This window comes from Streptomyces sp. NPDC001393 (genome assembly GCF_053597455.1).
The window spans coordinates 47,984-70,097 of sequence record NZ_JBSFIH010000017.1 but is presented as its reverse complement, the minus strand read 5'-3'; the positions used below and the strand labels follow the sequence as shown (position 1 = coordinate 70,097).

Sequence of the window (22,114 nt, the reverse complement as noted above, 5' to 3'; positions counted from 1 at the left end):
TCAGAAGAACGCGCACCACCTGGCAAGCGCCGACCAGGACAGGCCATAGGCAAGTCCCCGACGCCCGGCTCGCGCGGCCGCCCAGCATCCGTTGCTGAGTGATTGGCGCCCACCTGCTGTGGCCGAGATCGGCGGCGTGAGCGCCGGGGGCCCGCTGAGCCGGGTGACGGTGTGGGGCATGGTCACCGTGCGGCTGCGCCGATGTCACGTGGCCTCAGAGCGTGGGTGAGGAACGCGATCTGGTCGGGGACGACGCGATCGAAGCCCGTACCGACGTACGGATCGAAGTGGGTGCCGGGGTAGGCGAGCAGTTCACCGTACGGAGCGGCGGCCGCGAGGGCGGCGCCCGGGCCAGGGGGTGTGATGTCGTCATGGTCCATGACCTGGACCAGCAAGGGGCAGGTCAGGCGTGGTGCGGCCTTGACGGCGCGGAAGAACGGCAGCGTCGTGATGACACGCGCGGTGACCTCGTTGTCGAACGGCACTCCTGGCGGGAGCAGGCTGAGCATGCCGCCATACGCGTCCGGAGTGGTCAGAACGGCACGCCGGTCGCCGGGGGTGCCGGCGGCATCGAGCATGTACGGCTTACGGCCGAGGCGGGCACGCAGGGCATCAACGACGCCCGCTGTGCCCAGTGCCAGCACGTGCCCCGCCGACTTCTTGAGCATGTGGATCAAAGCGGCCCGCCCGTCGGCGAGGGGTGCCTGAGAGACGACGGCAGCGATCTTCGGGTCGGCTGCGGCGACCAGTACCACGCTGCCGCCGGAGAACGAGCTGCCCCAGACGGCGACGCGGTCGGGGTCCACCTCCGGCCGGGCACGTGCAGCGGCGACCGCGGCCTTCCAGTCGGCGAGCTGCAACCTGAGGTCGAGCAGATTGCGGGGCCGCCCGCTGGAGGCGCCGAAGTGCCGGTAGTCGAAGACCAGGGCGCCAAAGCCCGCGGCGGCGAACCGTTCCGCGTAGGCGCTCAGCCTCATCTCCTTGACGCCGCCGAAGCCGTGGGCCAGTACGACGCAGGGCGCGGGTCCGTCCACGCCCTCCGGCGCGTACCACCACGCGTCCAGCTCGTCGCCCTCGATCGGAATACGGACGGTCAGTCGCTCACCCATCGGTCAGCTCCTCTACTGTGTGCGGGCTCGGCCGGGGGACCTGGGCTGATCAGTGGGGCATGTCGTCCAGCGCGGTGGATATACGGGTGATATCCGGTGGTTCCGCCGCGTAGAGGACCACGCTGGCGTCCGGCAGATCCGCCTCCGCGACCCGGCGGAAGCCGCCAGCCTCCAAGACGACCTGAGTGACGGTGTCGCTCTCGTCCGGTGCGGCGACGATGCGGCGGCACCGGGAGTCGGCGGCGAAGAGGGCGGAGACGAATGCGCGCAGCAGCTGGGAGGCCAGCACCTGACCAGGCGCTCCCGGATCCGAAAGGTCGAGCCCGACGGCGAGGTCGTGTGCGCCGAACGGGTAGCAGGCGTGGAGCGGGTGATGTGGGACGCGGTGAACGCGCAGCAGAGCCGTCGGGCCGCCGCCTGCCGGGGTAACCGTATAGGTGCGGGCGGCCTGCGGGGACGCGGTCGCGGGCTCGTCGATCGGACGTAGTTCCCAGCCGGCGTTCAGGACGGGCTCGGGCGGTGTGGGTGCCAGGTCGGAGAAAGTGATCATGTGGTGCTCACACCTATGTCAGCGCGCTGCTGGGCCTCGACCCAGCGGCGCAGTTCACTCTTGGCCAGCTTGCCGCTTCCGTTGCGCGGCAGTTGTTCGGCGATCACCACCCGGGTCGGCAGCTTGTACCTGGCCAGATGCCCACCGGCGAAGGCCCGTACCTCCTCCAGGGTGGGAGCCGTGCCCGACTCGCAGGTGAGGACGGCGAGGACCGTCTCGCCCCACTTCGGGTCGGGGACACCGATGACGGCCGCCTCGAGGACGCCGGGGAGGGCAGCCAGGACGCGTTCGACCTCGGCCGGGTAGACGTTCTCTCCGCCGCTGATGATCATGTCTTTGAGGCGGTCGACGATGTAGTACAAGCCGTCCTTGTCCCGATGGGCGATGTCACCGCTGTGGAACCAGCCGGCCTCGTCGAAGGCGGAACGGGTGGCGTCCGGGTTGTTCCAGTAGCCGGAGGCGACGTTGGGGCCGCGCACGCACATCTCGCCACGGATGTCGATGTCCCGGATCTCGGCGCCCGTGGCGGGGTCGACCAGACGGACCTCGGTGTACGGCATGGGTGCACCGGCCGACCCTGCCTTCTCCGATGTCAGCCCGGCCGGGAGGTAGGTGGCGAAGGGGGCCGTCTCGGTCAGTCCCCATGCCTGCTGGAGCAGGACGCCGTGCTCGCCGTAATCCCTGATGAGTTGCGGCGGCACCGGTGCTCCCGCCACGATCGCCGCTCGCAGTGCACTGAGATCGGCCTCGTGGAACCCTGGCACGCGGGCCAGCGCGGCGAACATGGCAGGGACGGCGAAGAGGCTGTTCACTCGGTGCTGGACGAGGTCTTCGAGGCACTGGGCGGGGTCGAAGCCGCGGCGCAGGATCACTGTGCCGCCGCGCAGCAGAGTGCGCAGGGTGAGTGCGTTGAGGCCGCCGATGTGGAAGAGCGGGGCGACGGCCAGGTTCACGTCGGCGGTACGGGTGTCGACGACGCTGTCGACGTTGGCCGCGTTCCACCAGAGGTTGCCGTGAGTGAGCATGACGCCCTTGGGGCGACCGGTGGTGCCGGAGGTGTACATGAGGACGCCGAGGTCGTCGTCGTGCAGAGTCGCGGGTTCCCGGGCCGGCAGATCGGAGCCGAGCAGTTCCGACAGCGGCGTCCAGACAGCGGCGGGGGCGGCTGCCGCCGGGCACTGGGGGTCGGTGTCGATCAGGACGTGACGTCGTGCGGGCACCTCGTTCATGATCGACTCGACCAGTGCGCGGTGGCCCTCCTCGACGACCAGGGTGTGGGCGCCGCTGTCGACCAGAATGTGCCGCACCTCGTCGGGTGCGAGCCGGAAGTTGACCGGGACGAAGACCGCCCCGAGTTGGGCGGCGGCGAACAGGGTCTCGAAGAAGGTCACGCTGTTGAGGCCGAGGTAGGCGACGCGGTCACCGCCGCGGAGTCCGTTCGCGGCCAGCCCGGCGGCGAACCGGGTGACGGTTCGGCTGAGTCGGCCGGCGGAGATCTCGGTGCCCTCGTAGACGAGCGCGCTCGGGCTTGTGTACCGGGCTCTGCGGTGCAGCGCCGTGGCGGGGCTGATGTCGACGGCGGCCATGGCGGCGGCTCCTTCGATGGCTGGCGTACGGGGTGCGGGGAAGGGTTACAGGCCGGCGCCGCCGGCGGGGGTGCGGAAACCCCGGACGGCGATGCCTCCGTCGGCGGGGATCACTGCGCCGGTGACGGTTCCGCTGTCGGTGCGGGAGGCGAGCAGGACGTAGGGCCCGGTGAAGTCCTCGGGTTCGACGCTGGAGTCGTACAGCGGTATCAGGGGCGGTTGTTCGGCGCCGGAGGCCTCGTTCTTTTCGAAAGACGCGGCCAGCGTGCGGTCCTGCAGTCCCAGGCTCTCCGGACCGCGCAGCTTGGTGCGCATACCGCCGGTGGCGACGCCGTTGACGCGGACCTTCGGCGCCAGTTCGTAGGCGAACTGGCGGACCAGGCCGAGGCAGGCGTGCTTGCTGGCCGTGTAGAGGGCGCCGCCGCCGTCGGTGTGGAAGGAGGCGTTGGACAGGGTCATGACGATGCTGCCGCGGGTGGCCACCAGTTCCCGCCAGGCTGCCTCTACGGCCAGGATGTAGCCCTTGACGTTGATGCCGAAGATCTCGTCGAAGGCCTCGGAGAGTTGTTTGCCGTCGAGACGGGTGACGCTGCGGTGGTAGTCCCAGATGCCTGCGTTCGGGACGAGGATGTCCAGCTTGCCGAACCGGGCGACGGTGGCCTCGACGGCGCGGTGCAGGTCCTCGGGAGACCGTACGTCGCCGGTGAGCGTCAGCACCCGGTCGGCCCGGTCACCCGCGGCCTCTACGACCTCCTCCAACTGTGTGGCTCCGCGCCCGAGAATGGCGACGCTGGCGCCCTCGGCGAGGTAGCGCAGGGCGACCGCGCGGCCGATGCCGGAGCCGCCGCCGGTGATCAGGGCGACCTCGCCCTCCAGCCAGCCCATGGGTCAGTGCTCCTTGAGGAAGTCGGTGACCAGGCGTTCGAACTCCGCCTGCCGTTCCAGTTGGACCCAGTGGCCGCAGCCGCCGAAGACGTGCAGTTGGACGTCACGGATCTGCTTGAGCATCAGCTGGGCGCCGTCGAGGGTGATGGTGCGGTCGTCACGGCCCCACAGCAGCAGGGTCGGGCACTTGATCTTGTGCACGCGCTGCCAGAGCGGGTCCATGCCGTGCCGTTTGGCGAAGGCGGCGTTGTAGGCGTGGTAGAAGGCGATGTGGGTCTCGTCGAGGGAGGCCTCGTAGCGGGCCTGGGCGGTGTCGGCCCAGCGCTTGGGCTCGGCGGTCATCACGCCGATGAAGTCCCGCATCTTCTTCAGCGTGGGGCCCTCGCCGTTGTAGTAACGGAACATGGCCTTCTGGCCCTCGGTCGGGGTCGGGCCGAAGGGCAGCCAGCCGCCGCCCGGCGCCATCAGCACCAACTTCTCGACCCGCTCGGTGGCTTCGAGCGCGGTGGCGATGGCGGCAGCTCCGCCAAGGCTGTTGCCGAGCAGGTGGAAGCGGTCGATGCCCAGCGCGTCCAGCGTCTGAAGCAGCGCGTCGACCGTGATCTCGGTGATGCTGCGGGCGTCCAGGTCAGCCTCGGTCGGGCGGTAGCTTCCGCCGAACCCGGGCTGGTCGGGCAGGATCACGCGGAACTGCCGGGTGAGCGCGGGCAGATTCTGGTGGTAGTTGGCCACCGCGCTCGCGCCGGGGCCGCCACCGTGCAGCATGACCAGTACCGGCCCCTCACCGGCCTCGCTGACCGCGATGGTGCCGAGCGTGGTCTGCACGGTGTGCTCGATGAGCTTGACGTCTGCGGTTTCTTCAGTGGTCACGAGCGGGCTCCGGTTCACAGGAAGGTGCTGATGTTCTTGGCGAGCAGGACGTTCTGGTCGAGCAGGATCGTGCGGCGGGCGATCAGCAGTGAGCCGTCCGCACCTCGGCGCAGCACGTCCGTGCGGCCGCCGGCGTAGATGTCGACCTCGCGCTCCAGACGGTTGCGGTAGCAGAGGAAGGCGGACTCGGCGACGTATTCGCCCGGCTCCTCGCCCGCCCGTACCGTCACGTTGGTGATCAGGTGGCGGGTGCGGGAGGGCGGGTCCTCGGCCCAGGCCATGCCGGAGTCGAAACGGCGGATCCGCCAGGCCAGACTCGCCTTGGTCTCGTCGAAGATCGCCACCTCGCCGGGCGAGCCGTCGGCCAGGGCCTGCTGGCGCCGCAGCCGGTTGGTGCGCACCGGTGCCCAGTAGTGCAGGTCGTCGGCGAGCAGCTCCAGCCAGTCGGCGTACCGGTGCTGGTCGAGCAGCTGTGCCTCCACGGCGTACAGGCGCTGCACCTCGAAGTGAAGCCGAATGTCCTCGTCGACGACCGGTGCGGTCGCCTCCGGAGAGTGAATGCTCATCAGTGGGTCCTCCTGCGGGCCGCGCTGAGTGCTGTCATTCCAGCGCGGAGGGGGCGTTTCGGGGAGCTTGCGTGCCGGTGGACGGCACGGGCGTCAGCGCTTCAGCAGGGTGCGCAGGTCGGTTCCTTCGTCGGCGAGCCGCGACGGCTCCACCTCAATGCCGCGGTCGATGAGACGCCGGGCGGCCTTGATGTCACGCGCTCGGTCGATGGCGGCCGCGGCCACCAGCCGGTTGCCGCGCAAGCCGAAGACCGTGAAGGCACCGCCGTCCGGTGTCCCGCGCAGCACCGTCCGCTCGGCTTCCGCCATGGTGCCGACCGCCTCCACCCGGGAGCCGTGCCGGTCGGACCAGAACCACGTGGAACCAGGCTCCGGAACCGGGCGGCCGAGGATGCCGCGAGCGGCAGCCTCCCCGTCCCGCTGGGCCGCCTCCCAGTGCTCGTGCCGGACGCGATGGCCGTCAAGGCGCGCCACGTCACCCACGGCGAGGACGTTCGGGTGGGAGGTCCGCTGCCCGGGAGTCACCACGATGCCGTTGTCCACGTGGAGTCCGGCGGCTTCGCCGAGTTCAGTGGCCGGGCGAATGCCGATACCGGCCACGACTGTGTCGACGGAGACGGCTCCGCTGTACCCGGAAAGCTGCACCAGGACTCCGAGGCTGCCGGGACGGCGTTCGACGTGCTCGACACCGGCCGTCAGCACCTTGATCCCTTCGGCGGAATGCCTGAGGTGCAGAGCACTCGCGATGTCCTCCCCGACCACCGCCGCCAGCGGCACCGGGACCGGGTCGATCAGGGTGACGCGGCAGCCCAGGCTGTGGGCGACGGCCGCGGTCTCGGCTCCGATCAGGCCGGCTCCGATCACGGCGATCCGGGCACCGGGCAGCAGCCGCTCCCGCAGGCGCTCGGCCTCCTCCCACGTGCGCAGGACATGGACGGCCGGGCCGTCGCCCCCGGGTACCGGCAGCGCGCGGGGCGTGCCGCCGGTGGCCAGCACGATCCGGTCGGTCCTGATCAAGCGCCCGTCGGCCAGTTCCAGGCCGCCCTCGTGCGGGCGGACAGCCCGGACGGGGGTGCCGTCGTGGAGTTCGACGCGCTGCTCCTCGTACCACTGCTCGGGCCGCAGCAGGATGTCCGGGCGGCGGGCCTTGCCGAGGAGCACGTCCTTGCTCAGGGGCGGACGGTCGTAGGGAAGTCCGCGCTCGGCCGAGTAGAGGGCGATGTCGCCGTCGTATCCTTCGCTGCGCAGTGCGTCGGCCGTCGACACGGCGGCCAGGCCGGCGCCGACGACGGCGATCCTCCGCGGGGCACTCATGCGCCGGCCTCCTCACCGGGGTGCAGCCAGATGCCGCCGTCGCGCTCCTCGACCCGGTGGGTGCGCTGGGCGAGGGTGGCGGGCATGCACTGCGGTTCGCCGGACTTCAGGCAGAACCGGGCGCTGTGCAGGGGGCATTCCACCTCGCCGTCCTCGATCCAGCCGTCAGCGAGCGAGGCCTGGCCGTGGGAGCAGGTGTCGTCGAGGGCGTAGTAGGCACCGCCGTCGTGGAAGACGGAGATGGCGTCGGTGTGGCCGGTGGTCTCGGCGGGCACCCGCAGTGCTTCACCGCCTTCGATCTCGCCGACGGCGGCGACCCGAATTCCAGTGCCGATGGTGCTCATGGGGTGTCCTTCTCGTGCCATGCGGGGGTGTTCATCAGGTCGCGCCAGCGGGCGTAGAAGCCGCGGGCCGCGCCGTCGGTGTAGAGGCGCCCGGTGGTACCGGGGTGAACGCCGTCGTCGGCCTCAAGTCCCAGGCCCATCTGGTAGTTGAGGGTCATGGAGCCGGCCACGAAGCCGTGGGCGGTGGCCTGGACCTCGCTCCAGTTCTCGCCGTCGTCCTGCTCGAAGATGCCGGACGGTCCGAACGTACGCAGGTTGTAGAGGCGTTGGGCGTTCTTGACCTCGTCGGGCATGGACTTGTCGACGATGGTCCAGGCCCAGACCTCCATCTTGTCCGGACCCTTGGGGTGCCAGACCCGGATGGAGCCGTTGACCGGCAGATAGGAGAAGTTGGGGAAGACCGTGCCGTGTCCGGTGGTCATGGGGCCCTCGACGCGGGCGTCACCGAGCCGTTCGCGCAGCGCGGCGTAGTCGTACCACTCGTGCACGACCCGGTCGTCGAAACGGCTCTTGGGGTGGGTGGGGAAGCCGTGACCGTGTCCGAGGGAGTCGGTGTACTGGCGACCCGGCGTCTGCACGATCTCCGTCTTCGGCCCCTTGCCGCTCGGCGACATCACCATCAGCGCGGAGGCATGCGAGATGTTGACGTGGTACCAGTCGGAGGCGAACTGCTCCGCCGCGAGCTTCCAGTTGCCTTCCAGCACCCACTTGTGCACGCCGCCCACGACCTCGGTGCCCTCCGGATCCCGGTCGAGCATGGCGTCCAGGTACCAGGCAAGTCCGCCGAGCGCCTCGACGAGCGGCGGGGCCTCGGGGTTCCAGGTCGCGAAGACGAGTCCCTTGTAGGTGTCGAGCTGGGCGACCTCGATCAGACCCCACTGGTCCTGATCGAAGTGGGCCGGGTAGTCCTCGCCATTGGGTACGTTGGTCAGCTTCCCGGACGTGTCGTAGGACCAGCCGTGGTAGCTGCATGTGAACGCCTTCGTGGCGCCCGCGTCGGCGCGGCAGACCCGCATGCCCCGGTGCCGGCAGGCGTTGAGGAACGCCCGCAGCTTGCGATCACGCCCCATCGTGACGATGACGGGATCCTCACCCATGTACGTGGTGAAGAAGTCGCCCGGCTTCGAGAACTGGCTCTCGTGCGCGAGGAACAGCCAGCTCGGTGCGAAGATGCGACGCAGTTCCTGCCGGTAGAGGGCCTGATCGCTGAAGATCGTGCGGTCGACCAGCCCCCGGTCCAGGTCGAAGTAGGGGGCGACGTCGACCGATGTCTCCGGCACGCCGGCAAGCCGGTCTCCCCGGCGCGTGGGCGCGGTTGTCATCGCTGGACCTCCTCGGGCTGGTTCGTGCTCGAAATGCGGCACGGGACGGTGGTGGCCGGTTCCGGTGAGCGCCCCGGGTCCGTCCGGAGGCTCGTCCCGTCACTGGGCTGTCGCTGCATGGGCTCAGGAAAAGCCGTTCGGCTGCACATCGCCCAGCAGTCGTGCCGGGATACGGCACAGCGCCGCAGGAGTCGGCAACCTCACACACAGGAGACGTCCGCTTCCGTTTACAGTCCTGACATCGGCCATTTAAAATGGACGGGCGTCCACTGAAGTGGCCACCCTGCAGAGTCGCCGGAGGCCGTCATGCCACTCTCTTCACCCGTTTCACCCCACGTCGAGCCCGCGCCGCACGGAGATCCCTGCGGGGGAGCCGATCAGCAGACCGCGGTCGACAAGGCCCTCGTCCTGCTGAAGTCCCTCGCCGAGGTGGACGGGCAGATCGGCGTGAGCGACCTGGCCCGCCGCGCGGGACTGACCAAGTCGACGGCCTTCCGGCTGCTGGGGATCCTGCAGCGCAACGATCTCGTCGAGCGGGTGGGCAGCGACTACCGGCTGGGCACTGAGCTCTTCGACATCGGTATCCGGGTCTACGGCCAGGCACCTCCCGTGCTGCAAGAACGGCTCGTTCCCCACCTCGCGGACCTCTACGAGCTCACTCACGAAACCGTGCACCTCGCCGTGCTGCACGGCACCGACATCGTCTACGTCGACAAGATCCACGGGCACCGGGCGTTCCGCTCCCCGTCACGCGTCGGTGCCCGCCTGCCGGCACACTGCACGGGGGTGGGCAAGGCGCTCCTCGCCTACGACCACGACGCCGCAGAGGCGGCGATCGCGGCGGGGCTGACGGCCCGCACCAGCAACACGGTGACCGATCCCGACCGTTTCCGGGCCGAGCTGGGACGCATCCGCAGTGACGGCCTCGCCTTCGACCGCCAAGAGGCCGTCTCCGGCCTCATCTGCGTCGCAGTGCCGATCATGGGGTCCGCCGGGCGTCCGGTGGCCGCCCTCTCCGTCGCGGGCACCGATGGGCGGTTCGATCCCGTCCGCTACGCACCGGCCCTCCGCCGGGTGGCCCACGCGGCGGCGCGCACGGTCAACGCGGCGACGCCCCGGACCGCCGCACTGTCCGGGCTCGCCGAGGTTCGGGCGGCATGACCGAACCGGGGCCGCCGCGACTCGCGCAGCAGCCCGGCAGGTGAAGGGGGGCCAGCCTGTGGTTGCCCCCCGGGGGCCTCAACGACCGGTTGCGGTTGTCCCGCCCGACGTGAGGTCCAGCGCGATGTCCACGATCATGTCCTCCTGACCGCCGACCAGGCCCCGTCGGCCCACCTCCAGCAGGAGCGTGCGCGCGTCGACGCCGTAGCGCTGCGCGGCGATCTCGGCGTGGCGCAGGAAGGAGGAGTAGACGCCTCCATAGCCGAGGGTGAGCGTCTCTCGGTCCACCTGGACCGGGCGGTCGCGAAGCGGGCGGACCAGGTCGTCGGCGGCATCCTGGAGTGCGAACAGGTCGCAGCCGTGCTTCCAGCCCTGCAGGTTCGCCACGGCGATGAACGCCTCGATGGGACAGTTGCCGGCCCCCGCGCCCTGCCCGGCGAGGGAGGCGTCGACGCGGGTGACGCCCTCCTCGACGGCGATGACGCTGTTGGCGACCGACAACGAGAGGTTCTCGTGTGCGTGCACACCGATCGCGGTGCCCTCGTCGAGGACATCCCGGTAGGCGCGGACGCGCTCGCGTACGCCGTCCAGGGTGAGGCGGCCGCCGGAGTCGGTGACATACACGCAGTGGGCGCCGTAGGACTCCATGAGCTTGGCCTGGGCGGCGAGTTCGGCGGCCGGGGCCATGTGGCTCATCATCAGGAAGCCGGACACGTCCATGCCGAGGTCGCGGGCCTTGGCGATGTGCTGGGCGGCGATGTCCGCCTCGGTGCAGTGCGTGGCGATGCGCACCGAGCGCACGCCGAGAGCGTGGGCGCGCTCCAGTTCGGCGATGGTGCCGATACCGGGGAGGAGCAGGGTCGTGAGCACGGCGTTCTCGATCGCGTCCGCCGCGGCCTCGATCCACTCCCAGTCGGTGTGGCTGCCCGGACCGTAGTTCAGCGAACCGCCCGCCAGACCGTCGCCGTGCGCGACCTCGATGGCGTCGACGCCGGCCGCGTCGAGGGCCGCCGCGATGCGGCCCACGTCAGCGGGGTCGATGCGGTGCCGGATGGCGTGCATCCCGTCCCGCAGGGTCACGTCCTGGATGTACAGATTGGGGCTCATCGGTGGGCCTCCGAGGGGGCGGTCTCGCGCTGGGCGATCGACTCGGCCACGCGCAGAGCGGCCGAGGTCATGATGTCGAGGTTTCCCGCATAGGCGGGCAGGTAGTGAGCGGCGCCCTCGACTTCGAGGAACACCGAGATGCGGGTGGTCACCGGGCCGGCGCCGTCCGGCACCAGGGTGTGCACGGGTTCACCGGCCGCGATCGGGGTGAACTGCACCTCCTGCTTCAGCCGGTAGCCGGGCACGTACTGCGCCACCCGCTCGGCCATCTCCTTGACGGAGGCACGTACTGCGTCCTGGTCGACGTCACCGGTGAGGCAGAAGACCGTGTCCCGCATGATCAGGGGAGGCTCCGCCGGGTTGAGGACGATGATCGCCTTGCCACGGGCCGCGCCGCCGACCTTCTCGATGGCGTGCGAGGTGGTCTCGGTGAACTCGTCGATGTTGGCGCGGGTGCCGGGACCGGCCGACTTGGAGGCGATCGAGGCGACGATCTCCGCGTAATGGACGTCGGTCACCGCGGAGACGGCCGCGACCATGGGGATGGTGGCCTGGCCGCCGCAGGTGACCATGTTGAGGTTGTCGGCCCCCGCGTCGAGGTGCTCCTCCAGGTTGACGGGCGGTACGACGAACGGGCCGATGGCAGCGGGCGTGAGGTCGATGAGCTTCTTGCCGTACGGTGCGAGCCGGTGGGCATTGGCCAGATGGGCCCTGGCCGAAGTCGCGTCGAAGACGATCTCGATGTCGTCGAAGTGCGGCATGGCGATGAGACCCTCGACGCCCTCGTGGGTCGTGGGGACCTTCAGGCGTGCGGCGCGGGCCAGGCCGTCGGAGGCGGGGTCGATGCCGACCATGGCGCCGACTTCCAGGGTGTCCGACAGGCGCAGGATCTTGATCATCAGGTCGGTGCCGATGTTGCCCGATCCGATGATGGCGACCTTGGTCTTGGGGGGATTCATGCGTCTCTCTTTTCGGAGAAGGCGGCGGTGACTTCGCCGAGTGAGCTGATCTCGGCGCGGATCCGGGTTCCGGACGGGGCGGGGACCATGGGACCGAGCGCGCCGGACAGGACTACCTGCCCCGCGCGCAGCGGCTCGCCTAGCGACACGGCTGTGCGGGCCAGCCAGGCCAGGGCGTTGAGCGGGTCGCCGAGGCAGGCGGCGCCGTTGCCCTCGGAGACGAGGACGTCGTCGGCGTACAGCCGCATGGTGGTCTCGCGCGGCTCGAACTCGTCGAGGGTGAGCCGGTGTTCGGCGAGCACGAACAGTCCGCTGGAGGCGTTGTCCGCGACCGTGTCGGTGAGGGTGATGTCCCAGTCGGCGATGCGGCTGTCGACGATCTCCAGGGCGGCGACCGCGTAGTCCACGGCCTCCCGTATCCGTGCAAGCTCGAGGTCGCCGTCGGTCAGGTCTTCCTTGAGCACGAAGGCGATCTCCGCCTCGGCCTTGGGCTGGAGCAGTCGGCCGGATGGCACCTCGGGCAGGCCCGAGACGTCCATGTCGGCGAAGAGCACGCCGAAGTCGGGCTGGTCGACGCCGAGTTGCTGCTGCACGGCTGGGGAGGTCAGGCCGATCTTCCGGCCGACCACCAGGGCGCCCGCGGCCAATCGGCGCCGGGTGAGCGCCTGCTGCACGGCGTAGGCGGCTGCGATGTCGTGCTCGCCGAGCAGGTCACGGACCGGAGCCACGGGCCGGCCTTCGTCCAGTGCGGTGGCGAGTCTGTGGGCCGCCTCGTCAACTGCCGTACGGGTCATGGCCGTTCACCGTCCCTTCGCCGTGGTGACCGCGAATCCGGCGATCCACGCGGGGATCGCCTCGTAGAAGCGGGAGGTCATCTCGTACGAACCCGAAGCCGCCGCGAGAGAGGCATACGCCGCGATCCAGGTGCGGACCTCGTGGGCGGAGCCTCCGCCTTCCTTGGCCATGTCCTCGACCGTCCAGGAGTCGAACTCCGTGAGTTCGCCGCGCTCCAGGTGGTCGAGAAGCCGGTTGTCCCAGACGGGGTTGATCGGGATCATCGCCGTCGATCCGGCGGCGTAGTCCCGTCCGGCCTGGACCACACGCTCCTCGCCCTTGGCGCGCTGCTCCGGCGTCGGAGGGTGTCCCTCGATGAGCGCGTCGGCGACGCGGGGCGGTGCGCCGTCCAGGACCGGAACAGGCGGGTCGTGGGACAAGCCGCCGGAGGCGAGGAAGAGCACCCGCTTGTCGAGTCCGGCGGCGGCCCGCCCCAGCGCCGTGCCCAGCGCCCGGACGCGGCTGACCGGGCCCAGCGGGGTGGCGACACCATTGATGAACACCGGAACGACCGGCACCTGGTCGATGCCGCCGAACAGCACTTCGAGCGGCTGCGCGAACCCGTGGTCCACGGTCATCCGGGACGAGATGGTCAGGTCGACGCCGGCGTCGAGCACCCCTTGGGCCAGTGCCTTCGCCGCGGCGGTGTCGACCGACAGCGTTCCGGCCCGGGAGCCGAAGTCGCCCACGGCGTGGGCCTCGGTGGCCAGGCAGAACGGGGGCATCTCCTTGTAGAAGAAGCCGTTGTAGTGGTCGGGCGCGTAGAGCACCACGAGTTCCGGGTCGAAGGCGCGGACGAAGGCCCTGGCCTTGTCGATGGCCTGGTTCACGCGGGCCAGGACGTCCGGAGCAGGGTCGTTCTTGCCGATGAGGGGCGAGTGGGAGAGTCCGACGGCGGCTGCGGTCATGGCGGGGTCCTTACTGCGTGGGCGGGTGGATGACGAGCTTGCCGGTCAGCCCGCCGTCGATCATGAGCTGGAAGCCCTTGTGGATGTCCGTGAGCGGCAGGGTCCTGTCGATCACCGGTCGCGCACCGGTGGCTTCGAGCATGCGGAGCATCGCGACCAGTTCGGCGCGCGTACCGCCGGTGGAGCCGAGGATGCGCTGCTGGAGGTAGAACACGCGGCCCAGATCGGCGGGCGGATTGGCGCCGCTCGTGGCTCCGGCGACGACGACGGTGCCGCCGGGCCGCAGGGACTTCAGCGAGTGCGACCAGGTCGCCTCGCCGACCGTCTCGATGACGACGTCGACGCGCTCGGGCAGCCGTTCTCCGGTGGGGAGCGCTGCCCGGACACCCCAGGTGAGGGCCTCGGCGCGCTTGGCCTCGCTGCGGCTGGTGGTGTAGACGACGGCACCGGCCGCCACCGCGAGCTTGATCGCGGCGGAGGCGACCCCGCCACCCGCGCCCTGCACGAGGACACGGTCGCCTGCGGTGATCTGAGCCTGCGTGTACAGCATGCGGTAGGCCGTGGTCCAGGCGACCGGCAGGCAGGCGGCCTCGTCGAAGGACAGCCAGGCGGGCTTCGGGACCAGGTTGCGGGTGGGCACGGTCAGGTACTCGGCGAAGGCCCCGTCGTGCTGTTCGGACAGCAGCGCGCGGTTCGGGTCGAGGGTCTCGTCGCCGCGTCCGGCGTCCGGGTCGCCGATCACCGGGTGGACGATGACCTCGTTGCCGTCGTCGTCGTATCCGGCTGCGTCGCAGCCGAGCACGATCGGCAGACGCTCCGGCGGATGTCCCACACCGCGCAGGGTCCACAGGTCGTGCATGTTGAGAGAGGAGGCGACGACACGGACCCGGGACCAGCCGGGCCTCGGCTCGGGCTCCGGGACGTCGCGCAGTACCAGCCCCGACAGGGGGTCGGAGGCGCTCTGGGAAATGGCGGTTGCAGCAAGCACGAGGTCACGTTCACCCGGATGCGCGGCAGAGCTCCAGCCGGTGTGCCACAGTGCAGCACGCAGGTGAGCGGAGTTCGATGCCGCAGAGGGGACTCTGAGGGAGGCATGCCGGAGCGCACCCGGGTGGTGGCGGGGCATAGGCGTGAACGGTGCCGTCCTCGATGAGGGGAATCTTTGGCTGCCACAGACACCGAGTTCTGCTGAGGGCCGCGCAGCTCGCTTCGCCCTTGTGGGCGCGCCGCTGCCGCAGGCACGCGTGGAGCCGAGTCTGAACTCGAAGACGGCTCGGACGGACACCTCACCGGGTGGCTCGTGAAGGAGGCGGCGCTGTGTTTCCGGTGGGCGGACCGGCTTCACCGACCCGGCCGGTCCGCCCACGTGGCCGTCGCGGTCGGCCCGGAACCGGCGAGTCGGGTGATCCGGGAGGGCACCACGAAGTCCCCGAACCCGCTCCGCGTACGAGATCCTGGACCGCATGGGCGATCGGCTGAGGCCAGGTTCGTGCCTGGCCGCAGTCGGTCCAAGCAGTCGTGCCGCTGCATGGCACGACGGCCGCGGCAGTGCTCAGCGCGTTCCGTTGCCGTGGGTTCGTGTGAGGTTCGCAGCGCCCGTGCCAGGCTGAACGCGGGGCACACTCACCACGATGTGCACCAGGCTCTCGCCCGCCAGCGACTCGTACACATGGGGCCGATCGCCCGGGTAGCGCGCGAAGTCCCCTTCCGACAGCTCCAGTGGGTTGTCGGAAGGTCCCACGCGCACCCTGCCGCTGATTACGTACAGGTGCTCCAGAGTGCCCACTGGGTGCGGCTCGGAGGGCTTGCCCACGCCATCGGGGTGGGGGGCGATACGGACCACATAGTTCTCGATGACGCCCGAACCATAGATGTGGTCGAGTGACCGGGCTTCGTATCCGCCGTGCTTCTGCCACACGACGTCGTCGCCCCGCTGCACGGTGATCACCTGCTCCCGCTCGGCCACCAGCCGGGTCACCGGAACGCCTAGTGCCCCTGCGATGGAGAACAGGGTGTCGACCGTGGGGTTGCCCGTCCCCTGTTCCAGATTCGACAGCGTTTGCTTGGCCAGCCCTGCCCGTCGGGCCAGCTCGGCGATGGAGAATCCGCGCTGCTCCCTCAGAAGGCGTAGGTTGCGCGCGACGACGGCGTTTCCTTGTGACACGAACCCACTCTATGAGGTCCGGTCGACGACCCATTCGTCAGCCCGTTCCGGCGAGACGGGCCAGGCAGGCGATAGGGCCTAGCGAACCCCCGCCGGGGCGGTGACCAGTTCGACGGCCCGGATCCGGTCCCGGCGCTCGGCTGCCCAGGGGACCAGCATCACCCGTCGGCGCCGGTGCGCTGGGCCAGCGTGTCGTGCACCTGCGGCGGGGTCCCGACCGCGATGTGCACCGTCATCGCCTCGATCTGGCGGCCGGCGGGTGTTTCCAGCAGCCGGTCCACTTCAGCGTCGGACAGGTCGGCGTCGCGGGCGAGCAGCATCCGGGCCCGGTCCCGATGCGCGCCTCGGGTCTGCTCGTGAGCCTCTTCCTCCGTGTCGGCCGCGATGAGGTTCGCCGAGATGATCAGGTAGAGCTCCGGGTGTGCCTTTGACGGCCGGTACTGGGTTCTGTATGTGTTGACCGCCGTGTCCAGGGCGCCGGGCGAGAAAGTTCACTCGGGAACGCGACGTCGCCCTCACCCTGCAGCAGGCCCTGCTGCCGCACGTCCGGTCGTGCACTCGGCAATCGAGTCGGCTGCGCGCTATGTGCCCGCGGGCGGCGGCGCTCAGGCGGGCGGCGACTGGTTCGACGTGATACCGCTCCCCGGGGCCAGGGTGGGCCTCGTGGTCGGCGACGTTGTTGGCCACGGGTCAACGCCTCGGCGACCATGGGGAGGCTCCGAACCGCCGTGCGTACTCTCGCCGACATCGAGCTACCGCCCGACGAACTCCTCACCCACCTGGACGACATCGTGACCCATACTGCGGGCGAACAGATCGACGAAGCCGCAGGTGACCTCGGCGACATACCGGGTGACATAGGCGCCACCTGCCTGTACGCCGTATCCGACCCGGTCGCCGGGACCTGTTCTCTCGCCCGGGCAGGCCACCCGGCTCCCCTCCTGATCCACCCGGACGGGACCAGCAGCAGCGTCGACCTACCTGCCGGACCACCGCTGGGCCTTGGCAGTCTGCCCTTCGAGGCGAGGGAGATCTCCCTGCCCGAAGGAAGCCTGCTTGCGTTGTTCACCGACGGCCTCTTCGCAACCCGGGATCGCGACCCCGACAAGGCGCTCTCCGACCTTCGTCGAGCCCTCGCCCAGCCCAGACCCTCGCTGGAAGAACTGTGCGACTCCGTCTTGGAGACCCTGTGTCCTGAACCAGCGGCCGACGATGTCACTCTCCTCCTGGCCCGTCCCCGGCTCTTCGGCGAGGACCACGTTGCCACCTGGGACGTCCCCCGTGATCCTGCGGCGGTGGCCGACGTGCGCCGCCGCGCCGCCGACACGTTGAGCGCATGGGGGCTGGATGAAGCCGCCTTCGTCACCGAGTTGGTGATCAGCGAATTGGTCACCAACGCGATCCGGTATGCCACGGAGCCGATCAGGCTTCGCCTCATCAAGGAGCAGACCCTGATCTGCGAGGTCTCCGACGCCAGCAACACCAGCCCCCACCTGCGCCGCGCACGCGTCTTCGACGAGGGCGGTCGCGGCCTTTTCCTTGTCGCCGAGCTCACGCGACGATGGGGCACCCGTCACACCCTCACCGGCAAGACGATCTGGGCCGAACAGTCCATCCCCTGAGTTCAGGCCGGTTCAGTCTCCTCCCGGCTGAGATTTCTGTGATCTCAGCACGGCCGCGCTCCAGCCGCCCGCGGCAGCACCTCTACCGGCAACCTTCTGTTCGGTGAGCTGATCCACCTCGACGGCGATCGGCCGCAGTTTCCGGTCCAGCAAAGCGGGAAGGAAGCCGCGCAGCAGGTATTGCAGACGCAGTGAGCCCGGGATGAACACCCGGCGCTGCCTTCGCTGGATGCCCCGCACGATGCGGTCGGCGGCCAGCGACACCGGGAAGGTCTTGCCGGCAGCCCCGGGCAGCCGCGCCCGCGTCCGGGCAAAGTCCGCGTGCTCGCGGTCGGCGTCGCGCACCATCGGCGTGTCGATGAACATCGGGTAGGCGACACCTACGCCCACACCGAGGTGAGCAACCTCGACCCGGAACACGTCCAGCAGAGCCTCCAGTCCGGCCTTGCTCGCCGCGTACATGCCCTCGCCGGGCGGGGCGAAGATCGCTGCCGCCGAGGCCACGCCGAGTACGTACCCTCGGCTGGCGATGAGATGGGGCAGGCATGCTCGGATGAACCGCCAGTTGCCGGTCACGTTGACGTCGAGCACCGTGGCGAGCACCGACGGATCGAGGTGCCGCACCGTGCCCACGGGACCGATTCCCGCATTGGACACGGCGACATCGATGGCGCCGAACTCCTCGGCCACGGCTTGGACTGCGGCCTTGACCGACTCCCCGTCGGTGATGTCGCACCGGAGCGCGAGAGCCGTGCCTCCCAGGTCCTTTGCGGCCTGCCGCACCGCGTCACCGTCGATGTCCAGCAGCGCGACCCGGTGCGTGCGCGCCAACCGCCGCGTCACAGCGAGACCGATTCCGCCGGCCGCGCCCGTGATCATTGCCACCGGCCGGGCCCTCCGTTGATCCTTGCCTGTCGGGTCCGCCGTGGCCGGTCAGATCCTGCGCTCGTGCCCGCGCCAGAAGGGCTCACGGATGTCCTTCTTGAGCACCTTCCCGTTGGCGCTGCGGGGCAGGGCGTCGACGAACACGATCTTCTTCGGGGTTTTGATGCCACCGAGCTTGGGGCGGCAGTAGGCCACCAGTTCCTCTTCCGCCAGCTGTGCGCCGGCGTTCAGCTCGACGACGGCGGTGACGGCCTCGCCCCAGTCAGGGTGCGGTGTGCCGATCACAGCGCAGTCCTGCACCGCCGGATGCGTCCAGATGACCTGCTCCACATCGCTCGGGTAGACGTTGAAGCCACCCGAGATGATCATGTCCTTCTTGCGGTCGGTGATGTGCAGGAAGCCCTCGTGGTCGAGGTAGCCGAGGTCGCCGGTGTGCAGCCATCCGTCGACGATGGTCTCCGCGGTCTTCTCCGGGGCGTTGTAGTACCCCTTCATCAGCAGGTCGCCCCGCACGCAGATTTCGCCGGTCTCCCCGGTGGGCAGGATGGTGCCGTTCTCGTCGAGGATCTCGACGCGCACCAGCGGTGCGGGCCGCCCCGTCGCCGACAGCCTGGCGTCGTCGGCGATCTCACCGTTGCGGAAGTGTTCCTCGGGGCGCAGGAAGGCGATCGCGGTGGGGGCCTCCGCCTGACCGTACCCCTGGAACATCACCGGGCCGAAGACGTCGATCGCGCGACGCAGCTTCTCGGTGGACATGGGGGCCGCACCGTAGGTGAAGTACTTCAGCGAGGAGAAGTCCCGCTGCTCGATGCCCGGTATCTCCAGTATCCGGTAGATGACGGTGGGCGGCAGGTAAAGCTCCGTGACGCGGTGCTTCTCCAGTAGGTCGAGCAGTTCGAGCGGGTCGGGGCGGTGCATCACCACGATCGTGCCGCCGCGGGCCGTGACCGGCAGCGTGAGGGTGCCGGCGGCGTGGGTCATCGGCGCGGCGACCAGGTTCACGATCGGCTCGTCCGAGGAGTACGGCGCGGCGAACATGTGCTGCAGTGCGGCGACGGTGAGGCTGCGGTGCGTGTTCATCGCGCCCTTCGGCGCCCCGGTGGTCCCGCCGGTCGGCATGATCCCGGCCACCACATCCGCATCCGGGATGTAGTCGGGAAGCTCGCTGGACGCTCCCTCGGTGAACGACTCCAGCAGGACCGCGTCCGCCGCCGACAGGGCTTGCGCGTCCCCGCTCAGCGCGATCACGGTCTTCAGTCGCTTCAGTTCGGGGCGGAGCTGCTCCACGACCGGAAGGAACCGCTCGTGGCAGAACAGCACCTCGCAGTCGAAGCTGTCCAGCATCCGCTGGATCTCCTCCTTGGGGTATGCGGGGTTGACCGGGACCCAGGCCATCCCCGCCCGCCACATGCCGAGAACACAGGCCCACGCGAGGGGATCGTTGGCGGCGAGAACCGCGCCCTTGGTCTCGGGCTCGATGCCATGGGCGAGCAAGGCGTTCCCCACGCGGCACGAAAGCTCACCGATCTCGGTGTAGGTGAACGTCTGCTCCCCCGAGATGAAGGCCACCCGGTCCGGGTAGGCGCGCCAGCCCCGGTCGAAGAAGTCGGTCACAGCCATGCTGGTCATTCCTTGTCTGCGAAGTCGATCTCCCAGCCAGGGGATCGGTCGGTCGTACTGGTTCGTCGGTCTCGTCGACAGCCCGCGGCAGCGGGAGTCCGCTAAGCGGGCGTGCCGGTGCGGAGGGGTCAGGCCCCGACCCGTCCGCCCTGGTACAGCAGCGTGTTGAGGTAGCCGAACTTCATGTTCAGCAGGTGGTTCTCGGCGTCCTCGATACGGGCGGCCCTGGCGTCCCGGAAGAGCTTCTCCATCGGGTACTCGCGCGTCAGTCCGTAACCGCCGAACAGCTGGAGGGCCTCATCGGCCACCTCGAAGGCGAGATCGGTGCAGGTGACCTTGGAGCCGCCGGTGTAGTAGGGGTGTTTGGCCGGCGAGAGCGCCGTGTACTCGGCGGCCCTGCGGGCCACCGCGCGCATCGTCTCCACCTTGCGGGCCATGGCCCCCAGGCGGCTCTGCACCATCTGGTGCTCGGCCAGCAGCGCGCCGCCCTGGCGGCGCTCGTGGACATACTCCAGCGCGTACTCGAAGGCCCCCCGGGCCAGCCCTGTCATGAGTTCGCCCATCGCCACACCCGCCGTGGACCAGGTGGACGCGTGGCCGTGCCAGTAGTCCTCGCCGAGCGAGACGGCGTAGCGCACGGGGACTCTGACGTCGTCGAAGTACAGCTCACCCTGGGGCAGGGCCCGCTTGCCCAGCTTCTCCAGCGGCTTGCCGTGGCTCACTCCGGGCAGGTCGAGGGGAACGACGACCTCGACGCCGTGCGGATGCCCCTCGCCGTCGAAGTACCCGTCGCCGTAGTCGGCGACGATGGACAGGATCGCGACCTGGGCGACCGGGCCGTTGGACACCCAGGCGGAGCTCTGCCCGTTGATCACGATGTCGCCACCGCTGATCTTCGCGGTGAGGTTGCCCTTGTTGCCCTGCGGGGCGAGGGCGTGGCGCTCGGCGGGGTAGAGCATCGTGCCGTCCGAACCGCGGTCCGGCTGGGAGGCGACCCAGGCGCCGATCTTGCCCGCCGTCAGTTCGACCAGTTCCTGGTTGCCGGCTCGCTTGGCCATCATGTTCGGGAAGGCGGCGGCTGCCAGCGAGACCGCGAGGCCCGCGTCACCCCAGCCGAACTCCTCGACGACGATCGCCTGGATCCGGGCCAGCTCGCGTGGCGGCACGTCGTCGGAGGTCGCGTCGAACTCGATTCCCGACGAGGCGGCTGTCGCCATGAACTCCCAGTACGGGGAGCCCTGCGCGATCGCTTCCTCGGCGCTCAGCCTGTCGATGGCGATGCCCGCCGGGCGCATCACCTCCCGCGCGAACTTGTGCATCGCCTGCTGGATGGCGCGCTCCTCGTCGCCGAGGATCTCGAAACCACTCTGTTCCACGTACGGCAGCCCCGGCCGAACCGAAGATGTCGCGGCGTCCTTGCGTTGTGTCATGACTTCGTCGTCCTTGATCCGAGTGTTTCCTGCGGCTGGTGTCACTGCGCGGAGGTGATCGCAGCGGGAAGATTCCGTTCGTGCTCGGCGTCCTGCAGGCCCGCCATCGTCTGGAGCCCCTCCTTGGTGCCGGGGACCTGGAGGAGTTCCCTCAGCGCGGTGTTCTCCGCCGCGAAGCCGGCGAACTGGGCGTCGGCCAGGGCGCCGTAGACGTTCTTGAACACCTCGTTCACCGCGGCGATCGTGCTCGCCGGGCGCTTGGCGATGTCGCGTGCCAGGGTGTCGGTGTAGGCGTTCAACTCCTCGCGCGGCAGCGCGCGGCTGACGATTCCGTAGGCTGCGGCCTCCTCCCCGGTGAAATCACGGGCCTGGAGGATCACCTCACGGGCGCGGGCCGGGCCGATCTGCATGGCCAGCCGTGTCGTACCGCCGCCGGCCGGGAGGATGCCGCCGCTCGTCTCGGGCAGGCAGAACCGGCTCTCCGGTGTGGCGAACCGCAGATCCGTCGCGAGCAGGAACTCCAGTCCGGCGCCGCGGCAGATCCCGTCGACCACACAGATGGTCACCTGCGGCAGGTTCTGCCACATGGTCGTCAGAGCCTGCAGGGCGTTGATGTCGTCGTAGCGGCTCTGCGGAACCGATGGGTCGCTGTCCATCCGCAGAATGTCGCCCAGGTCGAAGTGGGCGATGAAGAACTCCGGGTCGGCACTGCCGAAGACCACCACCGCCGTCTCCCGGTCGAAGGCGAGGGACCCACCGAGATCGAACAGCTCGCCGACCATCTGGAAGTTCATCAGGTTCACGGGCGGTTGGTTGAAGTCGACGTAGAGGATCCGGCCGTCACGCCGGACGTCGAGGGTCTGATAGGTCATCGCTGA

At 69.6% G+C, this 22,114-nt stretch carries 21 protein-coding genes and 1 pseudogene; 2 read left to right on the top strand and 20 right to left on the bottom strand.

What is annotated here, in order from left to right; translation table 11 throughout:
- Positions 1-182 precede the first annotated feature (182 nt).
- The 9 genes from ACWC2T_RS20110 to ACWC2T_RS20070 form a co-directional block, all read right to left on the bottom strand.
- Entirely contained in the window at positions 183-1,109 is a 927-nt protein-coding gene (locus ACWC2T_RS20110) for an alpha/beta hydrolase (protein ID WP_450671694.1), read from the bottom strand.
- Between the two features lie 49 nt (positions 1,110-1,158).
- On the bottom strand, positions 1,159-1,659 hold the full coding sequence (locus ACWC2T_RS20105) for a GNAT family N-acetyltransferase (protein ID WP_450671693.1): 501 nt from the start codon (positions 1,657-1,659) through the stop codon (positions 1,159-1,161).
- Complete coding sequence (locus ACWC2T_RS20100) at positions 1,656-3,245, bottom strand: acyl-CoA synthetase (RefSeq protein ID WP_450671692.1); 1,590 nt, start codon at positions 3,243-3,245, stop codon at positions 1,656-1,658. Before ACWC2T_RS20100 ends, ACWC2T_RS20105 begins: the two co-directional genes overlap by 4 nt.
- Positions 3,246-3,290: 45 nt before the next feature.
- Positions 3,291-4,130: a 3-(cis-5,6-dihydroxycyclohexa-1,3-dien-1-yl)propanoate dehydrogenase gene (hcaB, locus tag ACWC2T_RS20095; RefSeq protein WP_450671691.1), complete on the bottom strand. Its 840-nt coding sequence runs from the start codon at positions 4,128-4,130 to the stop codon at positions 3,291-3,293.
- A 3-nt stretch (positions 4,131-4,133) separates the two neighbouring features.
- Positions 4,134-5,000 carry an alpha/beta fold hydrolase gene (locus tag ACWC2T_RS20090; protein WP_450671690.1) on the bottom strand — a complete coding sequence of 289 codons (867 nt, stop codon included), beginning with the start codon at positions 4,998-5,000 and terminating at the stop codon, positions 4,134-4,136.
- Between the two features lie 14 nt (positions 5,001-5,014).
- On the bottom strand, positions 5,015-5,566 hold the full coding sequence (locus tag ACWC2T_RS20085) for a 3-phenylpropionate/cinnamic acid dioxygenase subunit beta (protein WP_450671689.1): 552 nt from the start codon (positions 5,564-5,566) through the stop codon (positions 5,015-5,017).
- 93 nt (positions 5,567-5,659) lie between these two features.
- Positions 5,660-6,880 (bottom strand): NAD(P)/FAD-dependent oxidoreductase, encoded by a 1,221-nt coding sequence (locus ACWC2T_RS20080; protein ID WP_450671688.1) that lies wholly within the window; start codon positions 6,878-6,880, stop codon positions 5,660-5,662.
- A complete protein-coding gene (locus ACWC2T_RS20075) occupies positions 6,877-7,224 on the bottom strand; it encodes a bifunctional 3-phenylpropionate/cinnamic acid dioxygenase ferredoxin subunit (RefSeq protein ID WP_450671687.1) in 348 nt (115 codons plus the stop codon). Before ACWC2T_RS20075 ends, ACWC2T_RS20080 begins: the two co-directional genes overlap by 4 nt.
- Complete coding sequence (locus tag ACWC2T_RS20070; RefSeq protein WP_450671686.1) at positions 7,221-8,546, bottom strand: aromatic ring-hydroxylating dioxygenase subunit alpha; 1,326 nt, start codon at positions 8,544-8,546, stop codon at positions 7,221-7,223. Before ACWC2T_RS20070 ends, ACWC2T_RS20075 begins: the two co-directional genes overlap by 4 nt.
- Positions 8,547-8,852: 306 nt before the next feature.
- On the opposite strand from ACWC2T_RS20070, the gene ACWC2T_RS20065 reads away from it, so the two are divergent.
- Positions 8,853-9,707 (top strand): IclR family transcriptional regulator, encoded by an 855-nt coding sequence (locus tag ACWC2T_RS20065; protein WP_450671685.1) that lies wholly within the window; start codon positions 8,853-8,855, stop codon positions 9,705-9,707.
- A gap of 78 nt (positions 9,708-9,785) precedes the next feature.
- Here ACWC2T_RS20065 and dmpG read toward each other — a convergent pair whose 3' ends face one another.
- The 7 genes from dmpG to ACWC2T_RS20030 form a co-directional block, all read right to left on the bottom strand.
- Positions 9,786-10,814, bottom strand: coding sequence for a 4-hydroxy-2-oxovalerate aldolase (gene dmpG, locus ACWC2T_RS20060; RefSeq protein WP_450671684.1), 1,029 nt, complete (start codon positions 10,812-10,814; stop codon positions 9,786-9,788).
- Positions 10,811-11,773, bottom strand: a complete 963-nt coding sequence (locus tag ACWC2T_RS20055) for an acetaldehyde dehydrogenase (acetylating) (RefSeq protein WP_450671683.1) — start codon at positions 11,771-11,773, stop codon at positions 10,811-10,813. The genes dmpG and ACWC2T_RS20055 overlap by 4 nt, the downstream gene beginning before the upstream one ends.
- Positions 11,770-12,567, bottom strand: a complete 798-nt coding sequence (locus tag ACWC2T_RS20050; RefSeq protein WP_450671682.1) for a 2-keto-4-pentenoate hydratase — start codon at positions 12,565-12,567, stop codon at positions 11,770-11,772. The genes ACWC2T_RS20055 and ACWC2T_RS20050 overlap by 4 nt, the downstream gene beginning before the upstream one ends.
- A 6-nt stretch (positions 12,568-12,573) precedes the next feature.
- Entirely contained in the window at positions 12,574-13,515 is a 942-nt protein-coding gene (locus ACWC2T_RS20045; protein WP_450671681.1) for a 3-carboxyethylcatechol 2,3-dioxygenase, read from the bottom strand.
- A 10-nt stretch (positions 13,516-13,525) separates the two neighbouring features.
- Positions 13,526-14,503, bottom strand: coding sequence for a zinc-binding dehydrogenase (locus tag ACWC2T_RS20040; protein WP_450671680.1), 978 nt, complete (start codon positions 14,501-14,503; stop codon positions 13,526-13,528).
- 564 nt (positions 14,504-15,067) lie between these two features.
- Positions 15,068-15,679 carry a helix-turn-helix domain-containing protein gene (locus ACWC2T_RS20035; RefSeq protein ID WP_450671679.1) on the bottom strand — a complete coding sequence of 204 codons (612 nt, stop codon included), beginning with the start codon at positions 15,677-15,679 and terminating at the stop codon, positions 15,068-15,070.
- 158 nt (positions 15,680-15,837) lie between these two features.
- Positions 15,838-15,999, bottom strand: coding sequence for a hypothetical protein (locus tag ACWC2T_RS20030; protein ID WP_450671678.1), 162 nt, complete (start codon positions 15,997-15,999; stop codon positions 15,838-15,840).
- 161 nt (positions 16,000-16,160) lie between these two features.
- Here ACWC2T_RS20030 and ACWC2T_RS20025 point away from each other — a divergent pair.
- Positions 16,161-17,301: pseudogene (locus ACWC2T_RS20025) on the top strand (SpoIIE family protein phosphatase); the annotation flags it as partial.
- 12 nt (positions 17,302-17,313) lie between these two features.
- Here ACWC2T_RS20025 and ACWC2T_RS20020 read toward each other — a convergent pair.
- From ACWC2T_RS20020 to ACWC2T_RS20005, 4 genes are all read right to left on the bottom strand, one after another.
- Positions 17,314-18,180 (bottom strand): SDR family NAD(P)-dependent oxidoreductase, encoded by an 867-nt coding sequence (locus ACWC2T_RS20020; protein WP_450671677.1) that lies wholly within the window; start codon positions 18,178-18,180, stop codon positions 17,314-17,316.
- A 54-nt stretch (positions 18,181-18,234) separates the two neighbouring features.
- On the bottom strand, positions 18,235-19,806 hold the full coding sequence (locus ACWC2T_RS20015) for a class I adenylate-forming enzyme family protein (RefSeq protein WP_450671676.1): 1,572 nt from the start codon (positions 19,804-19,806) through the stop codon (positions 18,235-18,237).
- Positions 19,807-19,934: 128 nt separating this feature from the next.
- Positions 19,935-21,236 (bottom strand): acyl-CoA dehydrogenase family protein, encoded by a 1,302-nt coding sequence (locus ACWC2T_RS20010; protein WP_450671675.1) that lies wholly within the window; start codon positions 21,234-21,236, stop codon positions 19,935-19,937.
- A 41-nt stretch (positions 21,237-21,277) separates the two neighbouring features.
- Entirely contained in the window at positions 21,278-22,108 is an 831-nt protein-coding gene (locus ACWC2T_RS20005) for an enoyl-CoA hydratase/isomerase family protein (RefSeq protein ID WP_450671674.1), read from the bottom strand.
- Positions 22,109-22,114: the final 6 nt, after the last annotated feature.